General features: G+C 70.9%; 14 protein-coding genes. 4 read left to right on the plus strand and 10 right to left on the minus strand.

Features of this window, described 5'->3' with window-relative positions:
• Positions 1–42: 42 nt before the first annotated feature.
• The 3 genes from ACFWB8_RS19675 to ACFWB8_RS19685 all read left to right on the plus strand — a co-directional run bounded on the left by ACFWB8_RS19675 (position 43) and on the right by ACFWB8_RS19685 (position 4484).
• Positions 43–2280, plus strand: a complete 2238-nt coding sequence (locus ACFWB8_RS19675) for a catalase (protein WP_385228225.1) — start codon at positions 43–45, stop codon at positions 2278–2280.
• A 354-nt stretch (positions 2281–2634) separates the two neighbouring features.
• Positions 2635–3363 (plus strand): response regulator transcription factor, encoded by a 729-nt coding sequence (locus tag ACFWB8_RS19680; protein ID WP_385228228.1) that lies wholly within the window; start codon positions 2635–2637, stop codon positions 3361–3363.
• Positions 3360–4484, plus strand: a complete 1125-nt coding sequence (locus ACFWB8_RS19685) for a sensor histidine kinase (RefSeq protein WP_385228231.1) — start codon at positions 3360–3362, stop codon at positions 4482–4484. Before ACFWB8_RS19680 ends, ACFWB8_RS19685 begins: the two co-directional genes overlap by 4 nt.
• A gap of 312 nt (positions 4485–4796) precedes the next feature.
• Here the strand turns inward: ACFWB8_RS19685 and ACFWB8_RS19690 are convergent, their stop codons facing one another.
• From ACFWB8_RS19690 to ACFWB8_RS19715, 6 genes are all read right to left on the minus strand, one after another.
• The gene (locus ACFWB8_RS19690) at positions 4797–6968 is read right to left on the minus strand and encodes an MMPL family transporter (RefSeq protein ID WP_385228235.1); all 2172 of its coding nucleotides are present in this window, start codon (positions 6966–6968) and stop codon (positions 4797–4799) included.
• 325 nt (positions 6969–7293) lie between these two features.
• Positions 7294–8724: a DUF2252 domain-containing protein gene (locus tag ACFWB8_RS19695; protein ID WP_385228238.1), complete on the minus strand. Its 1431-nt coding sequence runs from the start codon at positions 8722–8724 to the stop codon at positions 7294–7296.
• Between the two features lie 92 nt (positions 8725–8816).
• Positions 8817–9143 carry a carboxymuconolactone decarboxylase family protein gene (locus ACFWB8_RS19700; protein WP_385228241.1) on the minus strand — a complete coding sequence of 109 codons (327 nt, stop codon included), beginning with the start codon at positions 9141–9143 and terminating at the stop codon, positions 8817–8819.
• A 235-nt stretch (positions 9144–9378) separates the two neighbouring features.
• Positions 9379–9648: a hypothetical protein gene (locus ACFWB8_RS19705; RefSeq protein ID WP_385228244.1), complete on the minus strand. Its 270-nt coding sequence runs from the start codon at positions 9646–9648 to the stop codon at positions 9379–9381.
• A gap of 341 nt (positions 9649–9989) precedes the next feature.
• Entirely contained in the window at positions 9990–11135 is a 1146-nt protein-coding gene (locus ACFWB8_RS19710; protein WP_385228246.1) for an ABC transporter substrate-binding protein, read from the minus strand.
• A gap of 122 nt (positions 11136–11257) precedes the next feature.
• On the minus strand, positions 11258–13924 hold the full coding sequence (locus ACFWB8_RS19715) for a SpoIIE family protein phosphatase (protein ID WP_385228329.1): 2667 nt from the start codon (positions 13922–13924) through the stop codon (positions 11258–11260).
• Positions 13925–14882: 958 nt separating this feature from the next.
• Between ACFWB8_RS19715 and ACFWB8_RS19720 the strand changes: the two genes are divergently transcribed.
• The gene (locus tag ACFWB8_RS19720) at positions 14883–15995 is read left to right on the plus strand and encodes a hypothetical protein (protein WP_385228249.1); all 1113 of its coding nucleotides are present in this window, start codon (positions 14883–14885) and stop codon (positions 15993–15995) included.
• A gap of 131 nt (positions 15996–16126) precedes the next feature.
• Here the strand turns inward: ACFWB8_RS19720 and ACFWB8_RS19725 are convergent, their stop codons facing one another.
• From ACFWB8_RS19725 to ACFWB8_RS19740, 4 genes are read right to left on the minus strand one after another with little or no spacing between them, the layout of a single operon-like run.
• Positions 16127–17572, minus strand: a complete 1446-nt coding sequence (locus tag ACFWB8_RS19725; protein ID WP_385228252.1) for a cytochrome P450 — start codon at positions 17570–17572, stop codon at positions 16127–16129.
• Entirely contained in the window at positions 17569–18192 is a 624-nt protein-coding gene (locus tag ACFWB8_RS19730) for an ATP/GTP-binding protein (protein ID WP_385228255.1), read from the minus strand. The genes ACFWB8_RS19725 and ACFWB8_RS19730 overlap by 4 nt, the downstream gene beginning before the upstream one ends.
• The gene (locus tag ACFWB8_RS19735) at positions 18173–18529 is read right to left on the minus strand and encodes a DUF742 domain-containing protein (RefSeq protein ID WP_385228258.1); all 357 of its coding nucleotides are present in this window, start codon (positions 18527–18529) and stop codon (positions 18173–18175) included. The genes ACFWB8_RS19730 and ACFWB8_RS19735 overlap by 20 nt, the downstream gene beginning before the upstream one ends.
• Positions 18526–18915, minus strand: a complete 390-nt coding sequence (locus ACFWB8_RS19740; RefSeq protein WP_385228261.1) for a roadblock/LC7 domain-containing protein — start codon at positions 18913–18915, stop codon at positions 18526–18528. The genes ACFWB8_RS19735 and ACFWB8_RS19740 overlap by 4 nt, the downstream gene beginning before the upstream one ends.
• Positions 18916–18934 lie beyond the last annotated feature (19 nt).

Raw genomic sequence — 18934 nt, forward strand, 5'->3', positions numbered from 1 at the left:
TCATGGCTGAAACGTCCCGCGCACCCTTCCCATGGAGAGATCATGACCGCCGAACACTCCAAAGCGACCACTGGGGCGGGCGACGACCGCGTGCCCGGCAAGCCGGGGCCGCTGTCCCCCGATGTGGCCGAACCCACCGAGCCGACGGGACCCCTCCCGCCGAAGCCGGACCAGGAAGGGCCCGAAACGGTGAGCCCCACCGGTCAGGCCACCGGGGCGGAACAGGCCCGGATCGCGCAGAGCGGTGCGTACCTCACCACCGCCCAAGGGGCGCGGTTGTACGACAGCGATCATTCCCTGAAGGCCGGGGCGCGGGGGCCGGTCCTGCTCCAGGACCACCATCTGCGGGAGAAGATCACGCACTTCGACCACGAGCGGATCCCGGAGCGGGTGGTGCACGCGCGCGGCGCCGCGGCTCACGGGATCTTCCAGGGTTACGGCACGGCCGGCGAAGTGACCCGGGCCGCCTTCCTGGCGAAGGATGTGGAGACGCCGGTGTTCGTCCGGTTCTCCACCGTGCTCGGCTCGCGCGGTTCGGCCGACACGGTGCGCGACACCCGGGGCTTCGCGACGAAGTTCTACACCGACGAAGGCACCTTCGACCTGGTGGGCAACAACATCCCGGTGTTCTTCATTCAGGACGCGATCAAGTTCCCCGACGTCATCCACGCCGGCAAGCCGCATCCGGACCGGGAGATCCCGCAGGCCCAGAGCGCCCACGACACGTTCTGGGACTTCGTGTCGCTGCACACCGAGGCCACCCACCACACCCTGTGGAACATGTCCGACCGCGGGATCCCGCGGTCGTTCAGGATGATGGAGGGCTTCGGGGTCCACACCTTCCGACTGGTCAACGAGGCCGACGAGAGCGTGCTCGTGAAGTTCCATTGGAAGCCCAAGCTCGGCGTGCACTCCCTCGTCTGGGAAGAAGCCCAGCTGATCAACGGAATGGACCCCGACTTCCACCGCCGGGACCTCTTCGACGCCATCGAGGCGGGCGCCTTCCCGCAGTGGGAACTGGGCATCCAGGTGTTCCCCGACACCCCGGAGCAGGCTTTCGAGGGAATCGACCTCCTCGACCCCACCAAGATCGTGCCGGAGGAGATCGCGCCCGTGCAGCCCATCGGGCTGATGACCCTGAACGCCAACACCAGGAACTACTTCGCCGAGACCGAGCAGGTCGCCTTCCACCCCGGCCACCTGGTTCCGGGCATCGACGTCACCGACGACCCGCTGCTCGCGGGCCGGCTCTTCTCCTACCTCGACACGCAGATCAGCCGGCTCGGGGGGCCGAACTTCGGGCAGATCCCGATCAACCGGCCGCACGCCCCCGTCAACGACATGCTCCGCGACGGCATGCACCAGACCGCCGTCCACACGGGCGTCGCCCCGTACCGGCCCAACAGCCTGGACGGGGGCTGCCCCTTCCTCGCCGGATCCGACACGGCCGCCTTCATCGAGACACCCGTGACGGTCCCCGAGGCGAGCAAGGTCCGTGAGGCACCCGCCTCGTTCTCGGACCACTTCACCCAGCCGCGCCTCTTCTGGCTCAGCATGACCCCGCCGGAGCGCGAACACATCATCGCCGCCTACACCTTCGAACTGAACAAGTGCTACGAGCAGGCGATCAAGGAACGCACCTTGAAGGTACTGGCGAACATCGACCCCGAGCTGTGCGAGAAGGTGGCCGAAGGCCTCGGCCTGCCGGCACCGGACGCCACCGTCCCGCTCGTCGCGTCCGACGCCAGCCCCGCCCTCTCGCAGCTGGGCAGGACCTGGCCGACCGACGGCCGGGTGATCGGCATCGTCGCCGACGCCGCGGCCGACCTGGACGGCGTCCGGACCGCGCGGCGGGCGATCCTGGACGCGGGCATGCTGCCCCTCGTCATCGCCCCCGCCGGCGGCTCCCTCGACCCCGACAGTGACCCGATCACCGTGCAGCGGACCTTCGGCGCCACCCGCTCCGTCGAGTACGACGCCCTCCTGTTCGCCGGCGCACCCGGGCCCGGCTCCGACGCCCACGGCGCCCGCGACGCCAAGGCCGCCGGGCCCGCGTCGCAAGGCTGCGACCCGCGCGTCCTGCTCCTGCTGAGCGAGGCCTACCGCCACGGCAAGGCCATCGGCGGCTGGAACGACGCGACGCAACTCCTCGAAGCCGTCGGCATTGGCACGGACGGACCCGGCATCGCCCTGGGTGACGACAGCACGGCGGTCGTGGCCACGGTCACCGCCGCCCTGGCCGAACACCGGGCCTGGGACAGGTTCCCGCCCCCCGCCTGATACCGGAGCGTCAGAGGCTCGGTGGCCGAGTCCGGCCTCCTGGCGAGGGGCCGGGCCCGTGCACGCCGCGAAGGCGGCGGCGAGCCGCTCGTCCTGGCGGTAGGAGACCACGTCGGCCTCGGCGGCTAGCATGCCCGCGTGGCAGGCCGCGCCGGACCCGTCGCCAGGACCCAAGGAAGGGCCCCGGGCTCGTTCAGACAGGGAAATACGACGTCTACATCCACGGTTACGCGTCTCACCGTAGGAATGCGCGCACCGCGATGGGCCCATGGACTCCTTACGAAACGCGGACGTCACCCCCGGCCGCCCCGGGAGGCGTCCGCCGCGCGCCGGGTGGATGCGACCCTGGGCTCCATGAGCCACACCGAACCGCAGCCCCGGGTCCTGGTGGTCGAAGACGACCCGACGGTCGCGGAGGTCGTCTCCGGCTACCTCGCACGGGCCGGGTACGCCGTCGAGCACGCCCCCGATGGCCCCGACGCCCTGCACCGCGCCACCGCACGGTGGCCGGACCTGGTCCTCCTCGACCTGATGCTCCCCGGCATGGACGGCCTCGAAGTGTGCCGCCGTCTGCGGGCGACCGCCCCGGTTCCCGTGATCATGCTGACCGCGCTCGGCGACGAGGACGACCGGATCGCGGGGCTGGAACTCGGCGCCGACGACTACGTCACCAAACCCTTCAGCCCCAGGGAACTCGTCCTGCGCGTGGAATCCGTCCTGCGCCGCAGCCTCGGGAACCGGCCGCCGGCCGCCGCCCCGGCGCGCCCCGTCCTGAAGGCGGCCGACGTGGTGCTCGACCCTACGGACCGGCGCGCGGCCAGGCAGGGGCGCGAGCTGGCGCTCACCCTGCGGGAGTTCGACCTCCTCGCCCACTTCCTGTCGCACCCGGGACGGGCGCACAGCCGGGAGGAGCTGATGCGCGAGGTGTGGGGCTGGGACTTCGGGGACCTGTCCACCGTCACCGTCCACGTGCGCAGGCTCCGGGCCAAGATCGAGGACGACCCCGCCCAGCCCCGGCTGATCCAGACCGTATGGGGCGTCGGATACCGCTTCGAAGCCGGACGGCAGGAGGCCGCGTCATGAAGGACGTCCTGCTCATCGCCCTCTTCGCACTCGGCGGCGCGCTCTGCGCGGGACTCGCCGGGGCCCTGGCCCTGCGGCTGCTCCGCCACCGCTCGGTCGCCGTGTCCCTGTTCGTGGTCGCCGCGGTCACGGTCACCGCGATGCTGGCCGGGACGCTGGCCGTCGCGCAGGCGATGTTCCTGTCCTCCCATGACCTGTGGGTGGTGACCGTCGTCGTGGCCATGGCAGCTGTCGTCGCCCTGGCCACCGCGATGCTGCTCGGGCGCTGGGTCGTGGCACGCAGCCGGGAACTGGCCCTCGCGGCACGTGACTTCGGTGACGGCGGACGGTTCGCGGCGCCCCGGACCGCGGCCACCGCCGAACTCGCCGCGCTCTCCCGGGAACTGGCCGCGACCAGCGCCAAGCTCGACGCCTCCCGGAAGCGGCAGCAGGCGCTGGAGGCCTCGCGGCGCGAGCTGGTCGCCTGGATCTCGCACGACCTGCGGACCCCGCTCGCCGGCCTGCGGGCGATGGCCGAGGCCCTGGAGGACGGCATGGCCGCCGACCCCGCCCGCTACCACCGGCAGATCCGCACGGAGGTCGACCGGCTCAACTCCATGGTCACCGACCTGTTCGAACTCTCCCGCATCCATGCAGGAGCGCTCAGCCTCAACCCCAGCCGGATGTCGCTCTACGACCTCGTGGACGAGGCGCTCTCGGGAGCCGATCCGCTGGCCAGGGAACGCGGGGTGCGGCTGGTGGGCGAGGGGGTGGCCGCCGTACCGGTGGAGGTCGACGGCAAGGAGATGACCCGGGTCCTCGCCAACCTCCTGGTCAACGCCATCCGCCACACCCCGGCCGACGGCACCGTGGCGATCGCGGCGATCGCGGCGCAAGACCGGTCGGACGCGGTCGTACTGTCGGTGACCGACGGCTGCGGCGGCATCCCCGAGGAGGACCTGGCCCGGGTCTTCGACACCGGCTGGCGCGGCACCGCGGCCCGCACGCCGCCCGCGGGGGCGGGGCTCGGCCTGGCGATCGTCCGGGGCATCGTCGAGGCCCACGCGGGAAGAGCCGATGTACGCAACGTCCCCGGCGGCTGCCGCTTCGAGGTCACCCTCCCGACGGCCGCTCCCGCCTGACCGGCTCATGCCCCGCCGTGCTGCTCGGCCGGTCCGCTCCGCCGATGCGCGATGGTCCGTACGGGTGAACCCGGCCACCGCCGGTGCTCGCCGCCACGACGCCCGCTGCGCCCGCTGACCGGGAGAGCGCCGCGGCCGGCGCGCACCTCGAAGCGGCCGTCTCGGCGCTCCTCGGCCCCTTCTGCGCCGACTTCATGGCCGGCCGTGCCGGCCGCATCGGCTGGGCGGAGGCCGCCGTAGACCTCGTCCTGTCCAGCTCGCGCCCGGCTCGACGCTGGAACGCCGGCAGCGGGCAGCCGGCAGCGGGCAGCCTCAGCCACCTCCATCGTGCCGCCCGGGCCGCCCGCCGTCGGCGGGGAGACGGCTGAGCGCACCGGGCCACCACGCCTTGGGGCCGAGGTCCCGGACCAACGCCGGGACGAGGAGCGACCGGACCACCAGGGTGTCCAGCAGGACGCCGAAGGCGACGATGAACGCGATCTGCACGAGGAAGGCCAGCGGGATCACGCCGAGCGCGGCGAAGGTCGCCGCGAGCACCACGCCCGCCGAGGTGATCACGCCGCCGGTGGCGGTCAGGCCGATGCGGACGCCCTCGCGCACCCCGTGGCGCAGCGACTCCTCACGGACCCGGGACATCAGGAAGATGTTGTAGTCGACCCCGAGCGCGACGAGGAAGACGAAGCCGTACAACGGGACGGAGGAGTCCGTGCCGGTGAAGCCGAGGAGGTGCTCGAAGACGAGCGCGGAGATGCCCAGAGCGGCGGCGAAGTTGAGTGCCACGGTGGCGACGAGGAGCAGCGGCAGCACGAGGGAGCGCAGCAGCGCCGCCAGGATCACCAGGATGACGGCGAGGACCACCGGGACGATGAGCGCGCGGTCTCGTGCGGCGGTGCGCTGGGTGTCGTACTGCTGGGCGGTGGAGCCGCCGACCAGGGCGTCCGCATCGGAGACCGCGTGGACGGCGGTACGCAACCGGGCGAGCGTCTCCCGCGCCGCGTCGCTGTCGGCCGCGTCGGTGAGGGTGGCGTAGATGCGGGTCCGGCCATCGATCACCAGCGGCGCCCCGGGCGCCGGGCGGCCCGCCGCGTCCACCGGGAACGCCGAATCGACGCCGCTCAGGTCCTCGGCGGCGGCGGCGACCCGCGCGGCCGCCCCGGCGTTGGTGATGATCACCGCGGGATTGCCGGAGCCACCGGGAAAGTGGCGGCCGAGGGTCGCCTGCGCGGCGACGGACGGCGCGTCGTTCACGAAGATCTCGTCGAAGGGCACGCCCCGGGAGTTCAGGGCGGGCGCGAAGGCGGCGCAGGCCAGGAGCCCGGCGAGGGTGACCGCCCACACCTTGCGGGGCGCGCGGTCGATGAGGGCGGCGATGCGGTGCCAGACGGCCCGGCCACCCTGCGCGGCGCCGGTCTCGGTGCCGGTGGCGGTGGTGGTGGCGGTCCTGGTGTCGGCCGGGAGCGCCTTCGGGCGGGCCGGCCAGTACGCGGCGCGGCCCGTGAGGACCAAGGCCGCCGGGAGGAAGGTGAGCGCGCTGAGGACCGCGCAGGCGATGCCGATGGCGCCGACCGGGCCGAGCGCCCGGTTGTTGGCCAGGTCGCTCGCGAGCAGGGCGATCAGAGCGAGAGCGACGGTGGCGGCGCTCGCGACGATCGGTTCGAAGGAGCGGCGCACGGCCTTGTTCATCGCGGCGAAGCGGTCCGCGCCGGGTACGGAGAGCTCCTCGCGGTAGCGCGCGGCCAGGAGCAGCGCGTAGTCGGTCGCGGCGCCGATCACCAGGATGGACAGGATGCCCTGCACCTGGCCGTCGACCCTGACCAGACCGGCGCCGGCGAGCGCGTACACGATCGCGCAGGCCAGGCCCAGTGCGAACACCGCACCCAGGATGATCAACAGGGGCAGCAGGACGCTGCGGTAGACGACCAGCAGGATGAGCAGTACCGCGATCAGGGCGACGCCCAGCAGGACGCCGTCGATGCCGGAGAAGGCGCCGGAGAGGTCGGCTCGGGTGGCGGCGGGTCCGGCGAGCCACACGGTCGTCCCCGGGACCGTGGCCGCAGCCTCCCGGACCGTGTCGAGCGTGGTCGGCAGGGAGTCGCCGAGGTCGGGGCGGAGCGGGACGACCGACCGCAGCGCACGGCCGTCCTCGGAGGGCAGCGCGGGGGAGGGTGCCCCGGCGATGCCCGGACGTCCCGCGAGGGCGGCGAGGGCCCGGGTCGCCCCGGCCGTCGAGCCGGGATCCAGCGATCCGCCGTTGCTCGCCGTCCACACCACGAGCGCGGGCACGGTCTCCGAGCCGCGGAAAGCCTTCTGCTCTTCGGCGACCCTGGTGGACTCGGCACTGCGCGGCAGGAAGGCAGCCTGGTCACGGGTGGCGACCTCGCCGAGCCGGCCGGCGAAGGGGCCCAGCCCGCCGCCCACGGCGAGCCAGGCGACGAGGAGGGCCAGGGGCAACAGGAGGCGGGTCCGGCGGGAGGCGCGAGGCATCTGGGCTCCGAACTACGACGTGACGATCAACCGTTCGATGACGGAGAGATTCGTATCGGGTCCGCTCCGTGACGACCGGACCGCTCGCCGCGACGACCGGGTCAGCTGCGCCGGACGAGTGCTCTCGACGACTCCTTCGTGCGCGGCCGCCCCGACGGATGCACCGTTTCCCGGCGTTGCCGATTCCGCAGGGGTACGTGCGTCGCGCATCTCGGATCGGCGAGGGCCTGCTCATCAGCAGCGGGAGCAGGTGCAGCGGGAGCAGGTGCAGCGCGAGCATCGGCGTGCCCCGGTGGTGGCGGGCGCCGACAACGGCGCGCGGCGGTCAGGTTGTTGGGTGTCCCTGCGCATGGAGCCGGCCTGCGCCTACTGCGTCGACCAGGCTTTGATGGTCGCGTTCGTTCTGGTCGGCGTAGGCCTCGGCGAACGTGGCGACTGCCCGGTCGAAGGCGTCGCTGCGGCCCAGGTACGCGGCGATCGCGATCCGGTCGCCCGACCGCGCGTGCGCACGGGCGAGGGTGCTGCCGCACACCTCGCCGAACGTTTCCAACTGCCTGGGCGACATCGTCTCGGGCATGGCGATGCCCTTCCAGTCGCGCAGCTGGCGGATGTAGAAGTCGCGCTGCTTGCCGTCGATTCCGTCCACCCGTTCCCAGCCGAGGAAGATGTCGCTCGCGGCCTGCATCAACCGCTGTCCGCAGACCACGCGCTCGCCCTGGTTGCGGTATCGGCTCGCGCCGACGTGGGCTGCGAGCACGGAGGTGTCGGCCTCCTTGGCCTGCAGGAAGAGCGGGTCCCGGCCGTCGCGTCCGAGCAGCAGCAAGATCCAGCAGCGGGTGCCGACGCTGCCGACGCCGACCACCTTGCGGGCCACGTCCACCAGCCGGTAATCCTCCAGGAGTGCCCGCCGGTCGGATGCCATCGTCAGGCCGTAGCGCTCGACCAGGCGGCGGAACTGGCGTTCGAGCACCGTGCGTTCGACGTCGGGCATCAGGTCTGCGATCGGAACCAGCAGTGGGGGGTCGGGCGCGATCCTCGGCCGGCCGTCGTCCACCTCGGTGAGTTTGTCGAAGACCTGGAGGGCGTCGTGTGTGCGGGCCTTGGCCATGGCACCGGCCAGTTTCTTGCGTCCGCCCTTGCCGAGCTGCCCCGCGGTGAGGGCCTCGAGGCGGTCCGAGTCGATCTTTGCGTACCAGACGTCGAGGTTGCCCATGCCGGCGAAGGCCTGCATCGACTCGCGGTACGAGCGCACGGTGGAGTTCACGACGCGTGCGCGCTCGGCGTCGTCGAAGCCGTTCGCCCGGCCGGCGATGACAAGGCTTGCGGACAGCCGTTTGACATCCCACTCCCAGGGCCCTGGCAGTGTCTCGTCGAAGTCGTTGATGTCGAACATCAGCCGTCGCTCTGGCGAGGCCAGCAGCCGGAAGTTCAGCAGGTGCGCGTCCCCGCACAGCTGGGCCGTGATCCCCGAGTCCGGGCCGCCGGCCAGGTCGGACGCCATGATCGCGGCGGCTCCCCGGTAGAACCGGAAGGGAGACTCCATCATCCGGCCGTAGCGGATCGGGACCAGTTCCGGCAGCCGTGCCGCGGACTGTGCCTCAAGGATCGCCAGGGGGTCCGGCCTGTCCTGCGGCGGCTGGTACAGGGCGTGTGACGACCGCGGCGAGCGGCGCCGGGCCTCCTTGCCGAGGGCCGCGCGTTCCTGGGGCGTGCTGTGGGGCACCGCGCGCATCGCGGTGGTCGCGCTCTGGGACATCGGTGCACTCCTGCCCGGCCCGCAGCCGTCAGGGCGCGAACGGCCCCGTGCTCTGCGCGCCCGTGTCCGGTGGTGTCGTGCGAGCGTCCGCGTCAGCCTTGGGCGTCGATCTCCGCCTCTGCGACGGCGATGGCGATGCCGAGTGCCGAGGCGATGTTGCCGGCTGCCGTCATGACGCGGGCGGTGCCCACGATGGGGGCGATGGCGACCAGCACGTCCTGCAACTGCTCAGCGGTCAGACCGGCCTTGAGGGCGGGGTCGATGTGGGCGGCGTAGGAGATCGGCGGAGCGTCCGAGGCGGCGAGGGCCGCGATACGGGTGAGCAGGAGCATGTCCGGGGCCAAACCGCACCGCTCGAGCGAGTCGCCTGTCATGGCGACGAGGGTGTCCAGAACGGGAGTGTCAGATGCAGTGGACATGTCGCATGTCCTCCTGGGGTGTTGTCGCGCCCATGCATGCGGGAGCGACGAAGGGAGCGGATGCCCGCAGACCACGGGCATGCCTTTGCTCCAACTCTAGAACCCCTCCCGATTCCGTGCGCGGGGTGGGTGTTCCGCGGCCCGGTCCCGCGTCATGCGCAGGGGCGGACAGGGCTCGTGGTCGGCTATCGGACCATGACTGGTCCGGTGCAGGTCAGAGCAGTTCTGGTCACGTTCAGGGCCCGTGCCGGTCGAGAATGGCCATCAGCTTCCGCTTGCGCTTCTGGTCGGCGCGCAGGGCGGCCACGTAGGTGGCGAAGTCGCCCGCGGTACCGGCCCGCTCGTAGCGCTCGCAGACGAAGGCGACCAGATCGTCGTCCGGTCCCCGTTCGGAGACGGTCTCCCGCACACCGCGTTCCGCCCGTTCGATGGCCTCGCCCGAGCGGCCCGCCGCGTCGTTCGCCTCGTCCAGCAGATACGGCACCAGCCACTCGGCGGTCTCCACCGGGTCGGGCCGGGCCGTCCGGCAGGCCTCGAGATGGGCAGCGGCCAGCCCGGTGCCACGCCTCCGATCAGGCCGTCCGAGTCGTCGATCTCCCCGTACGTGCGCCCCAGAACCTGGAGAGCCTCGCGGGCCACCTCCACCGCGACCGCCGACCGACCGTGGCCGGGCGGCCTCCGTGCGTTCCCTCCCGGCCACCCGCCCATGCGCACCCTCCTCGGGGCCGCTGCCGGGGTCCGCGGCACGATCCACGGCGACCCCTACACGTCCGAGCGCGCGACGGTCAGCCCGCCCCCATGGGGCCTGGACGGGTGGGCACACGCCTGGCAGGACCAGCCCCGCCCTCAGCCCGAGAGGGCCTTGGCCCAGCCGCGGTTGACGGTCTCTCTCGCCTTCTCCGTCTGTGCCTCCGTCGGAAACGTCGGCGTGCCCTCGACCGTCGGCAGTTTCTCCGCGGCGGCCTTGTCGAGGGTGCCGTCCTTCCTCATCGCGTCCATGAGCACGGGACGTGCATAGGCGCCGATCCGGATGTTCTGGCCTTCCGGGCTGAAGACGTACTCCTGCCACAGACGTGCCGCCGCGGGGTGCGGGGCGTCCTTGTTCACCCCGCTCGCGTAGTACTCGGCGAAGCTGCCGTCGAAAGGGATGGCGGTCCGCCAGTCGACGTCCGCCCCCTTCTCCCGGAATTCGTCGGCGTATCCGAGATTGAGGAAGTCCCAGTCGATGCTGATCGGGGTCTGGCCCTTCGCGATCGTGGCCGGTGAAGATTCGACCGGAATGAAATTGCCGTTCTGGCTGAGCTCGGCGAAGAAGTCGATACCGGGCTGGATGTCTTCGAAGGAACCCCCGTTGGCCAGGGCCGCCGCATACACTCCGGCGAAGGCGGAGCCGGATCTGGTGGGGTCGCCGTTGAGCGCCACCTGGCCCTTGTACTCGGGCTTGCGCAGATCGGCGAAGGTCGAGGGGCAGGTCTTGACGCGCTTGGCGTCACAGCCGATCGAGATGTAGCCGCCGTAGTTGTTGTACCAGCGGGCTCGCGGGTCCTTCTGTTCCTCGGGGATCTGGTCGTACGCGGCGACCTTGTACGGAGCGAGCAGGCCCTGCCGGGCCGCGGACTGCGCGAACGAGCCCCCCACGTCGATCACGTCGGGGGCGCGGCCGTCGCCCCTGTGCTCCTTCAGGGCGTTGATCTCGCCCTGGCTGGTACCTTCCGGGTTCTCCACCACGACCTTGATCCCGTACTTCTTCTCGAAGCCGGCGATCAGTGCGCCGTAGTTGGCCCAGTCGCTCGGGAGCGCGATCGTGTTGAGCGAGCCCTCTTTCTTCGCTGCCGCGGTCAGTGCTGCCATGCCGCCGGCGTCCGCGGCGGAGGTGGCCGCCGCGGGTGCTCTGGGTGCGGCGGCGGGCTTGTCTCCACAGGCGCCGAGGGGCGCCGCCGCGAGGGCGAGGCAGGCGGCGACGGAGGCTGTCCGGAGGCGGGGTGCGGGCACAAAGGCTCCATAACGGGCGATCGTGTACTGATCTAGGCCAGCGTACGTTCGGTGGCCTCGGCAGCGCAGTCCCAGACGGTGGTGTCCGCCGGCTTACCCGCGGCCGCCGTACCGCCGGGTTCTCAGAGCCCCTCGTCGTCCCACCCGGCCAGGAGCGCCTCCGTGAGATCCGCCGCGGGCGGTGCGGTCCCGTCATGGAGGGTCTGCTCGCTCCAGATGATCTTGCCGCGGGCCGTGTAGCGGGTGCCCCAGCGCTCGGCGAACTGCGCGACGAGGAACAGGCCGCGGCCGCCCTCGTCGGTGGCCTCGGCCCGGCGCAGGTGCGGGGAGGTGCTGGACCCGTCGGAGACTTCGCACACCAGGTTGCGGTCGTACAGCAGCCTCACCCGGATGGGCTCGGTGCCGTAGCGGATGGCGTTGGTCACCAGCTCGCTGAGGATGAGTTCCGTGGTGAAGGCGATGTCCTCCAGGCCCCAGTCCGCCAGTCGGCGGGCGCAGGCGTTGCGCACCGGAGACACCGCCGCGGGGTCGCGGGACACATCCCACTCGGCGATCCGCGCGGGGTCCAGTCGGCGGGTGCGGGCCACCAGCAGCGCGACGTCGTCGCTGGGCCTGGTGGGCAGCATCGCGTCGATCACTACGGTGCAGGTCTCCTCCGGGGTACGGGCGGGCCCGGCCAGGGCGGCGCGCAGCGCTGCCAGGCCGGCGTCCGGATCGCGGTCGCGGCTCTCGATCAGCCCGTCCGTGAAGAGTGCCAGCCGGGAGCCTTCGGGCAGGGTGACCGTCATGGTCTCCATGGGCAGACCCGCGCCCAGGCCCAGCGGCGGGGAGACGGGCACCTCGGGGAAGGACACGGTTCCGTCGGGGTGGATCAGAGCGGGGCCCGGATGCCCGGCGGTGGCGGCCGTCACCTGCCCCGAGACGGGGTCGTAGACGGCACACAGGCACGTGGCCCCGGTGATCCCCTGCCACTCCTGCTCGTCGGCGTCGATGTGGGCGACCAGCTCGTCCAGGTGGCTCAGGAGCTCGTCTGGAGGCAGGTCGAGGGTGGAGAAGTTGTACACGGCGGTGCGCAGGCGGCCCATGGTGGCGGCGGCGTGCAGACCGTGGCCGACGACGTCGCCGACCACCAGGGCCACTCGGGCGCCGGGCAGCGGGATGACATCGAACCAGTCACCGCCCACCCCGGCCTGGGCGGCCAGATAGCGGTGCGCGACCTCGACGGCGGACTGCTCCGGCACCCCCCGGGGCAGCAGGCTGCGCTGCAGGGTGACGGCCATGGTGTGCTCGCGGGTGTAGCGGCGGGCATTGTCGACGGACAGTGCCGCCCGGGCGGTCAGCTCCTCGGCGAAGGACACGTCCTCCTTGTCGAACGGCGGGGAGTCCTGGCCACGCCAGTAGCCGGCCGTGCCCAGCACCACGCCTCGCGCTTGCAGGGGCACGGAGATCAGGGAGTGGATGCCGCGGTCCAGGATCCGCAGGGCGTTGGCCGGGTCCTGGGCCCGCCAGCCGTGGGTGGCGCGCAGGTCCGCCTCCAGGACCGCACGGCCGGCGGTCAGTCCGACGGCCATGGGACTGGTGGGAACGAACCGGATCAGCTTGCCGACGGGGTAGAGCGGATGGTCGCCCTGAAGGCCGGCAGAGGCGGTGCGGCGCATCTCGGTGCTTGCTTCGGACGGCTCCTCGCCGCGCAGTACGGGGTCCAGCAGGTCGACCGTGACCACGTCGGCGAACCGCGGGACCGCCACCTCCGCCAGTTCCTCCGTGGTGCGCTCCACGTTCAGCGTCGTTCCGACCTGCACCCCCGCGTCGTAGAGCAACTTCAGCCGTTCACGGGCCACCTCGGCCCTGCCGGTGAGTGCCCGCAGCTCGGTGGTGTCCCGCAGCGTGACGACGGTCCCGGCCTGCCCGTAAGGGGCGGTGGGCCGGACGTTCACCGCCAGTAGCCGATCGGCTGCCATGTGCAGCTCGTCGGTCGCGGGACGGCCCGATGCGATCGGCTCGGCGATCCCCTCCTCCAGACCCAGGTCCGTGACGGGGAGCCCTTCTGCGTCCACCGGCAGATCCAACAGCCGCCGCGCCTCGTCATTGGCCAGCAGCAGCCGTCCGCCACCGCCGACGATCAGTACGCCCTCTCGCACCGCGTGCAGCACCGCGTCGTGGTGCTCGTACATCCTCGTCATCTCGGCCGGTCCCAGGCCATGGGTCCGGCGCAGCAGCCGACGGCTCACCAGAGCCGTCCCGCCCGTGGAAAGGGTCAGCACCACGGCTGCGCTGCCGAGGACGACCGGCAGCTGCCGGTTCACCATGTTCTGGACGTTCTGGACCGTGACGGGGGAGGAGACGACGGCGATGACGCGGCCGTCGGAGTCCTTGACGGGGACCACCGAGACCACGGACTGGCCGAGGGACCCTTCGAACGTCTCGGTGAAGGAATTGCCGGCCGCCGCCTTGGAGAAGGGGCCGACGACGTGCTTCCCGATCTGCCGCGGGTCGCGGTGGGTGAGGGTGACGCCGTCGAGTGTGTACACGTTGATGCCGTCGACCTCGGAGATCTTCCGGGCCGCCTCCGCGCTCGGCTGTAGCGCCGCACTGGGATGGGGGCTGCGCAGGGCCGGGACGATTCCCGGAGATTCCGCGAACGTTCCGGCGGCGGCGAGCGTACGGTGCCGGGCGTCCTGCATGGCGGCGCTCCGGGCCTGCACCACAAGCGCCACCACCGCAGCGGCGACGAGAAGCACCACGACGGCCAGCTGCAGGAGGAACACCTCGCCGGCCACGCTGCGCACGCTCAGCAGGGAGGACAGACGCTGCGGCCGCCGCGCCCTTTCCCTGGGGGGCTGGGCGTCCTCCTGACGCACCTGGCGGTGTCCTGCCGGTCCTGAGCGGGGACGCCGAGGGGGAGAGGAAGTACGCGTGGTCAAGCCGAGCAGCCAACGCCGGAAGTCTCCCAGGTAGTCGCCCATACTCCATTTTCTAACGTTTTCGGGGCGTCGGCAGCGGGGAGCGGCGGCCGCGGAGCACGAGTGATCCGGGCCGCTCCGCAGAGCGAGGGTGTGGCGCGGCCCCGGTTCAAACGACTCGCCGTCCGATGGGAACGCAGAGTGAACGCGCGGAGCCGCTCCCGTTTCGCGCAGCCACGGGGGGTCGGTATCGCTCGCCACGAACCCACGAGCGGCGGGCCGCGTACCGCGCGGAGCCATGTCAGGGCCGCGCGCCCGCGCACGCCGACTGACGGGCATTGGTCGATCATGGCTAGCTTTGGGATCGAATTTGAGCCAAGTTGACCCAGAAGGATCGTTTCATTCCCCGCAAACCAGCCTTAATTGCAGGCCGAGAACGGCTACGCGGGGTTGCGGATTGGCCGCGGTGGGCGCACGTTTTGGAGCACCAAAGGGTGGGAAAGGTTCGGCGCCCGCTCCGTGGCAGCAGTGGATTGTCAGCCTACGGGCCGTCTCGGAGGGAGAAACCATGCCCCAGGAACTGACATGCGCGAGCCTCGTCCAGTCCCCGAACAAGGGGCGTGACCCGGACGCGCCGGAGACCCACCACGGGATGATCTCGAGCTCGTGACGGGGCGTCACCGGTTCGTACCGCCGCGGTGCCGGAACTCCGGTGGTCTGCTCGTCGTACTCGCGCGGCATCCGCATGTCCTGGTCACGCGGACGCTGCCGCGCGACCAGGGGCGTGCACGCCGCGGAGCTGCTGCGGACGTGGCGAGTACATGGGAAGGGAAGCAGGGATCTCATGACAGTGCAGGCCATCAAGCTGCCCATACTGCGGATGCCGTACCGGGTGCGGGTGAATCCGTACCTGCTGGCCCTGCGCGAAGAGACCGAGACGTGGGCGCGAGAGATGGGCATGCTGGACAGCGACGAAGCTCCGTCGGCCCGCCGGGCGATCTGGACCCCGTCCCAGTTCCACGCCATGGCCGTCGACCAGCTGACCGCCTGGGCTCTTCCTGACGCCTCACTCGCCGACCTCCGGCTCAATCACCGGTTCAACCTCTGGGCTCTGGCCTGGGACGACTACTTCGCCGCCGCCTTCAAACGGACGGGTGACCTCGCAGGCGCACAAGCCTTCACCGCCCGCCTCCATGCCTTCCTGCCGCCGGAGCCGGGCGCCCGGTTGCCGGAGCCGGCCAATGCCGTCGAAAGGGGCATGGCCGACCTCCAGCAACGGCTGTTCCCCCCGAGAATGGCGCACTGGCAGCAGGGGCTCAACCGTGCCCTGGCAAGGTACATCGACGCGGGAGTTCAGGAACTGGCCAACACTCGCGCCGGCCGTGTCCCGGACCTCATCGAGTATGCCCAGTTCCGCCGTGAAAGCTTTGCCGCCTACACCGCCCCCTACTCCGTCGAACTCTCCACCGGCGCACGGATCCCTGAGCAGATCCGGCACAGTCGCGCCTTCTGCGCATTGCTCGACGCCTTCATGGACTACATGGGGATGGCGAACGACATCGCCTCCTATCAGCGGGAAGTCAATGACGAACACGACGTCAACAACCTCGTCATAGTCCTCCACACCTCCCTGCGCATCACCGTCCAGGAGGCGATGCATGCGGCCGCCGATCTGGTGACCGCCCGACTGCGCCACTTCGAGCACCTCATACGGAGCGAACTGCCCCCGGTCGTCCAGCGGGCCCGGTTGAACCACGGCGAACGGATCGAGCTGGAGGCGTGGCTCCGGGGAGCTTGCAGTTTCCTGGCCGGCCTCCATGCGTGGTACACCGGGGCGCCCCGCTACGCTCCGGCAGACGGTCCGTTCCAAGAGCAACGGACTTCCACCGCCGCTGTGCCCGCCGACGAGCGGTACGTCTCAGCGGCATCAGGCCTCACGACGTCGACGCACGCGTGAAGGGCGCACCCGGTTGGTGCTGGCCCAGCTCGGAGGAGACTGCCGGCCCGCGCTGCCCGGCAGTCTCCTCGGCTGTGGTGCTCGGCTGTGGTGCTGGCGGTGGTGCTCGGCTCTGATGCGAGCCGCGAGGCCTACCGCCTCCGCAGAAACCGCCTCAGCCGCGCTCGCCACGAAGTGCGGGGCTCGGTTGGGCGCAACAACTCGGGCCCTGACAGCGGCCATGGGGGCGCCGTCGGCATACCGGTGCTCGGCGGGGGCGCGGCCGGCAGCGGTGGCACCACATCATGGGCTTCCGGACTGCGGGACGCGAACGTCACGGGCAGCGCCGTCAGATGCCGCGACCAGGTGGAGGAGCGCCAGGTGAGCTCTTCCTCGGGCACGGCCAGGCTGATGTCGGGAAGCCGGGTGAGCAGGATGTCGATGCCGGTGTCGGCGATGACACGGCCGATGTCCTGGCCGGGGCACTCATGGGCACCGGCGCTGAAGGACAGGTGCGCGCGGTTGTGGTGCACGCGGGTCGAGGGGTCCGGGCGGACCGCCTGATCGACGTTCCCGGCGGCCAGGCCCAACAGGAGCATGTCTCCCGCCTTGATCTCCTGTCCTCCGAGGGAGGTGTCACCGGTGGCCCAGCGGCCCGGGCACACCATCAGCGGCGGCTCGTCCCAGAGCACTTGCTCCACCGCTTCCGGCAGGGTCATCTGTCCGCCGGCCAACGACCCGCGGAACCGCGGGTCGGTGACCACCATGCGCAGCACGTTGGACATGAGGTTGGCGGTCGTCTCATAGCCCGCGAGCAGGATGAGGCGCAGGTGGTGTTGCACCTCCTCGTCCGTGAGGCCGGCCGGGTGGGCCATCAGTACGGACGCGATGTCCTGCCCGGGCGCGGCGCGCTTGGCGACGACGAGCTGCTCGAGGGTCTCCAGCACGTAGGCGTTGCTCGCGAGCGACGTTTCGGTGCCCTTGAAGAGGTCCCGGGCGGCGTGCACGAGCTTGGGACCGTACTCGTCCGGCATTCCGAGCAAGTGGGTGAGAACGAGCATGGGCAGGTGCTCGGTGAACTGGCCGACCAGCTCCGCGTTGCCCATTTCACAGAACCCGTCGACCAGTTGGTGCGCGAAGCGGGTGATGCGGCGGCGGATTCCGCGTTGGTCGAACTGGTTGAGGCTGGCGGTGACCGCGCCGCGCAGGCGCTGGTGCTCTTCGCCGTCCGCACACACGCAGTCGGGTCGCCAGCCGATCATCGGCACCAGCGGCGAGGTGGTGGCGTCGATCTCGCCACTCTTCCAGCCGTGCCAGGTGCGGGGGTCGCGGGAGAACTGGGTGGAGCGGCTGGCCACATCACGGTTCTCGAGGTATCCCAGGACGAGCCAGGCCCGCACGTCCCCGTCGAGCAGGACGGGGGCCACCGGACCGTGCTCGGCGCGCAATTTTTCGTACAGGCCCATGGGGTCGGTCTCGGCAGCGGCGCCCCAGAGCCGGGTCGCCGCGCCGAGTCCCGTGGCGGTGTGGGCCGGGCAGCCCGGGGGCGGGGTGAGCCCTGCTTCCGGGGTGGTGTGGTCAGCGGGTGGGACGGTCATACGGACTCCTGAGCGGCGGCGAGGGTGCACAGGTAGCCCATCAGCGAGAGCAACGCGTCGCGGCTGGACGACCGGTCGCGTGCGTCACAGGTGATGATGGGCACCGATTCGTTGAGCGCCAGAGCAGTGCGCAGGGCTGGCATCGGGTGCTGCGGCGCCTCGGGGAAGGTGTTGACGGCCACGACGAAGGGGACGCGGCGGTCTTCCAGACGGGTGATGATCTCGAAACAGACTTCGATCCTCCGGGTGTCGACGAGGACCACGGCACCGAGCGCGCCTTCGAAGATGCCGTTCCAGAGGAACCAGAAGCGCTCCTGTCCCGGCGTGCCGAAGAGATAGAGGATCAGCTCCTCGTTGATGCTGATGCGGCCGAAGTCCAGAGCGACGGTCGTGGTGTTCTTGCCCTTCGCGCCGGGATTGTGGTCGATCCCGACGCCGGCCTGAGTCATGGTTTCTTCGGTGGTCAGGGGCGGGATCTCGCTCACCGCCCCGACCATGGTCGTCTTGCCCACCCCGAAGCCGCCGACAACGACGACCTTGACTCCCCGGGCGCCGTGCGGCAGCAGCACGTCCGAGCGGCGGGGGCCGGCGGCGGGTGCGTCAGAGCCTGCGTAGTCCATGGATCACCGCCTCCAGAAGGCCAAGTTCGGGGACCGCTGCGACAGGAACGGGAGCAGTGGCCTCGACTCGCTCGTGGTCCACGAGCTTGGAGAGCAGCACCGTGATGACGCTGAACGGCAGGCTGAGATACGCGGAGATCTCGGCCACCGACAGCGGGTATTGGCACATGGCGAGAATGGCTGCCTGCTCGGGCTGCATACCGGGCTCGGGTGCGGACCTCGATGCGACGAGGGTGACCAGGTTGAAGGCTTTGGCCGTGGAACCCGGGCCACCGGTGATGACATAGAGCGGCACGGGACTGCCTTCGTCCCATGCACCCTGGATCTGTGACGTCACATCGCCTGCCCGATGTCATCACGAGGTGGACTGGTCATGTGCTGCCCGATCCGGAACACCAGCGTACGCATGCGGTCGCCCAGCAGTCCTGCGTCCACCTCCTCATCGGCCAGCACCGCGAGATAGGCCCCGGGTCCGGCCGCCATGAGGGAGAAGTATCCGCCGTCGACCTCGATCCCGACCATGTGGGTCGAGCCGTTTCCGTGCGGGAACTTCTGGGCGATGGCCTTCGCCAGGCTTTGGATGCCCGAGCAGGCAGCGGCGATCGCGTCAGCGGTGTCGGGCTCCGTGTTCGCTTGACCGATGCACAGACCGTCCGATGACAACACGACCACGTGTCGCACGTACGGGACGCTGGCTGCGAGCTCCTTGAGCATCCAGTCCATGTTGGGCAGTGGCGGCACG

It is taken from the genome of Streptomyces sp. NPDC060031, assembly GCF_042736805.1.
Lineage (GTDB): Bacteria > Actinomycetota > Actinomycetes > Streptomycetales > Streptomycetaceae > Streptomyces.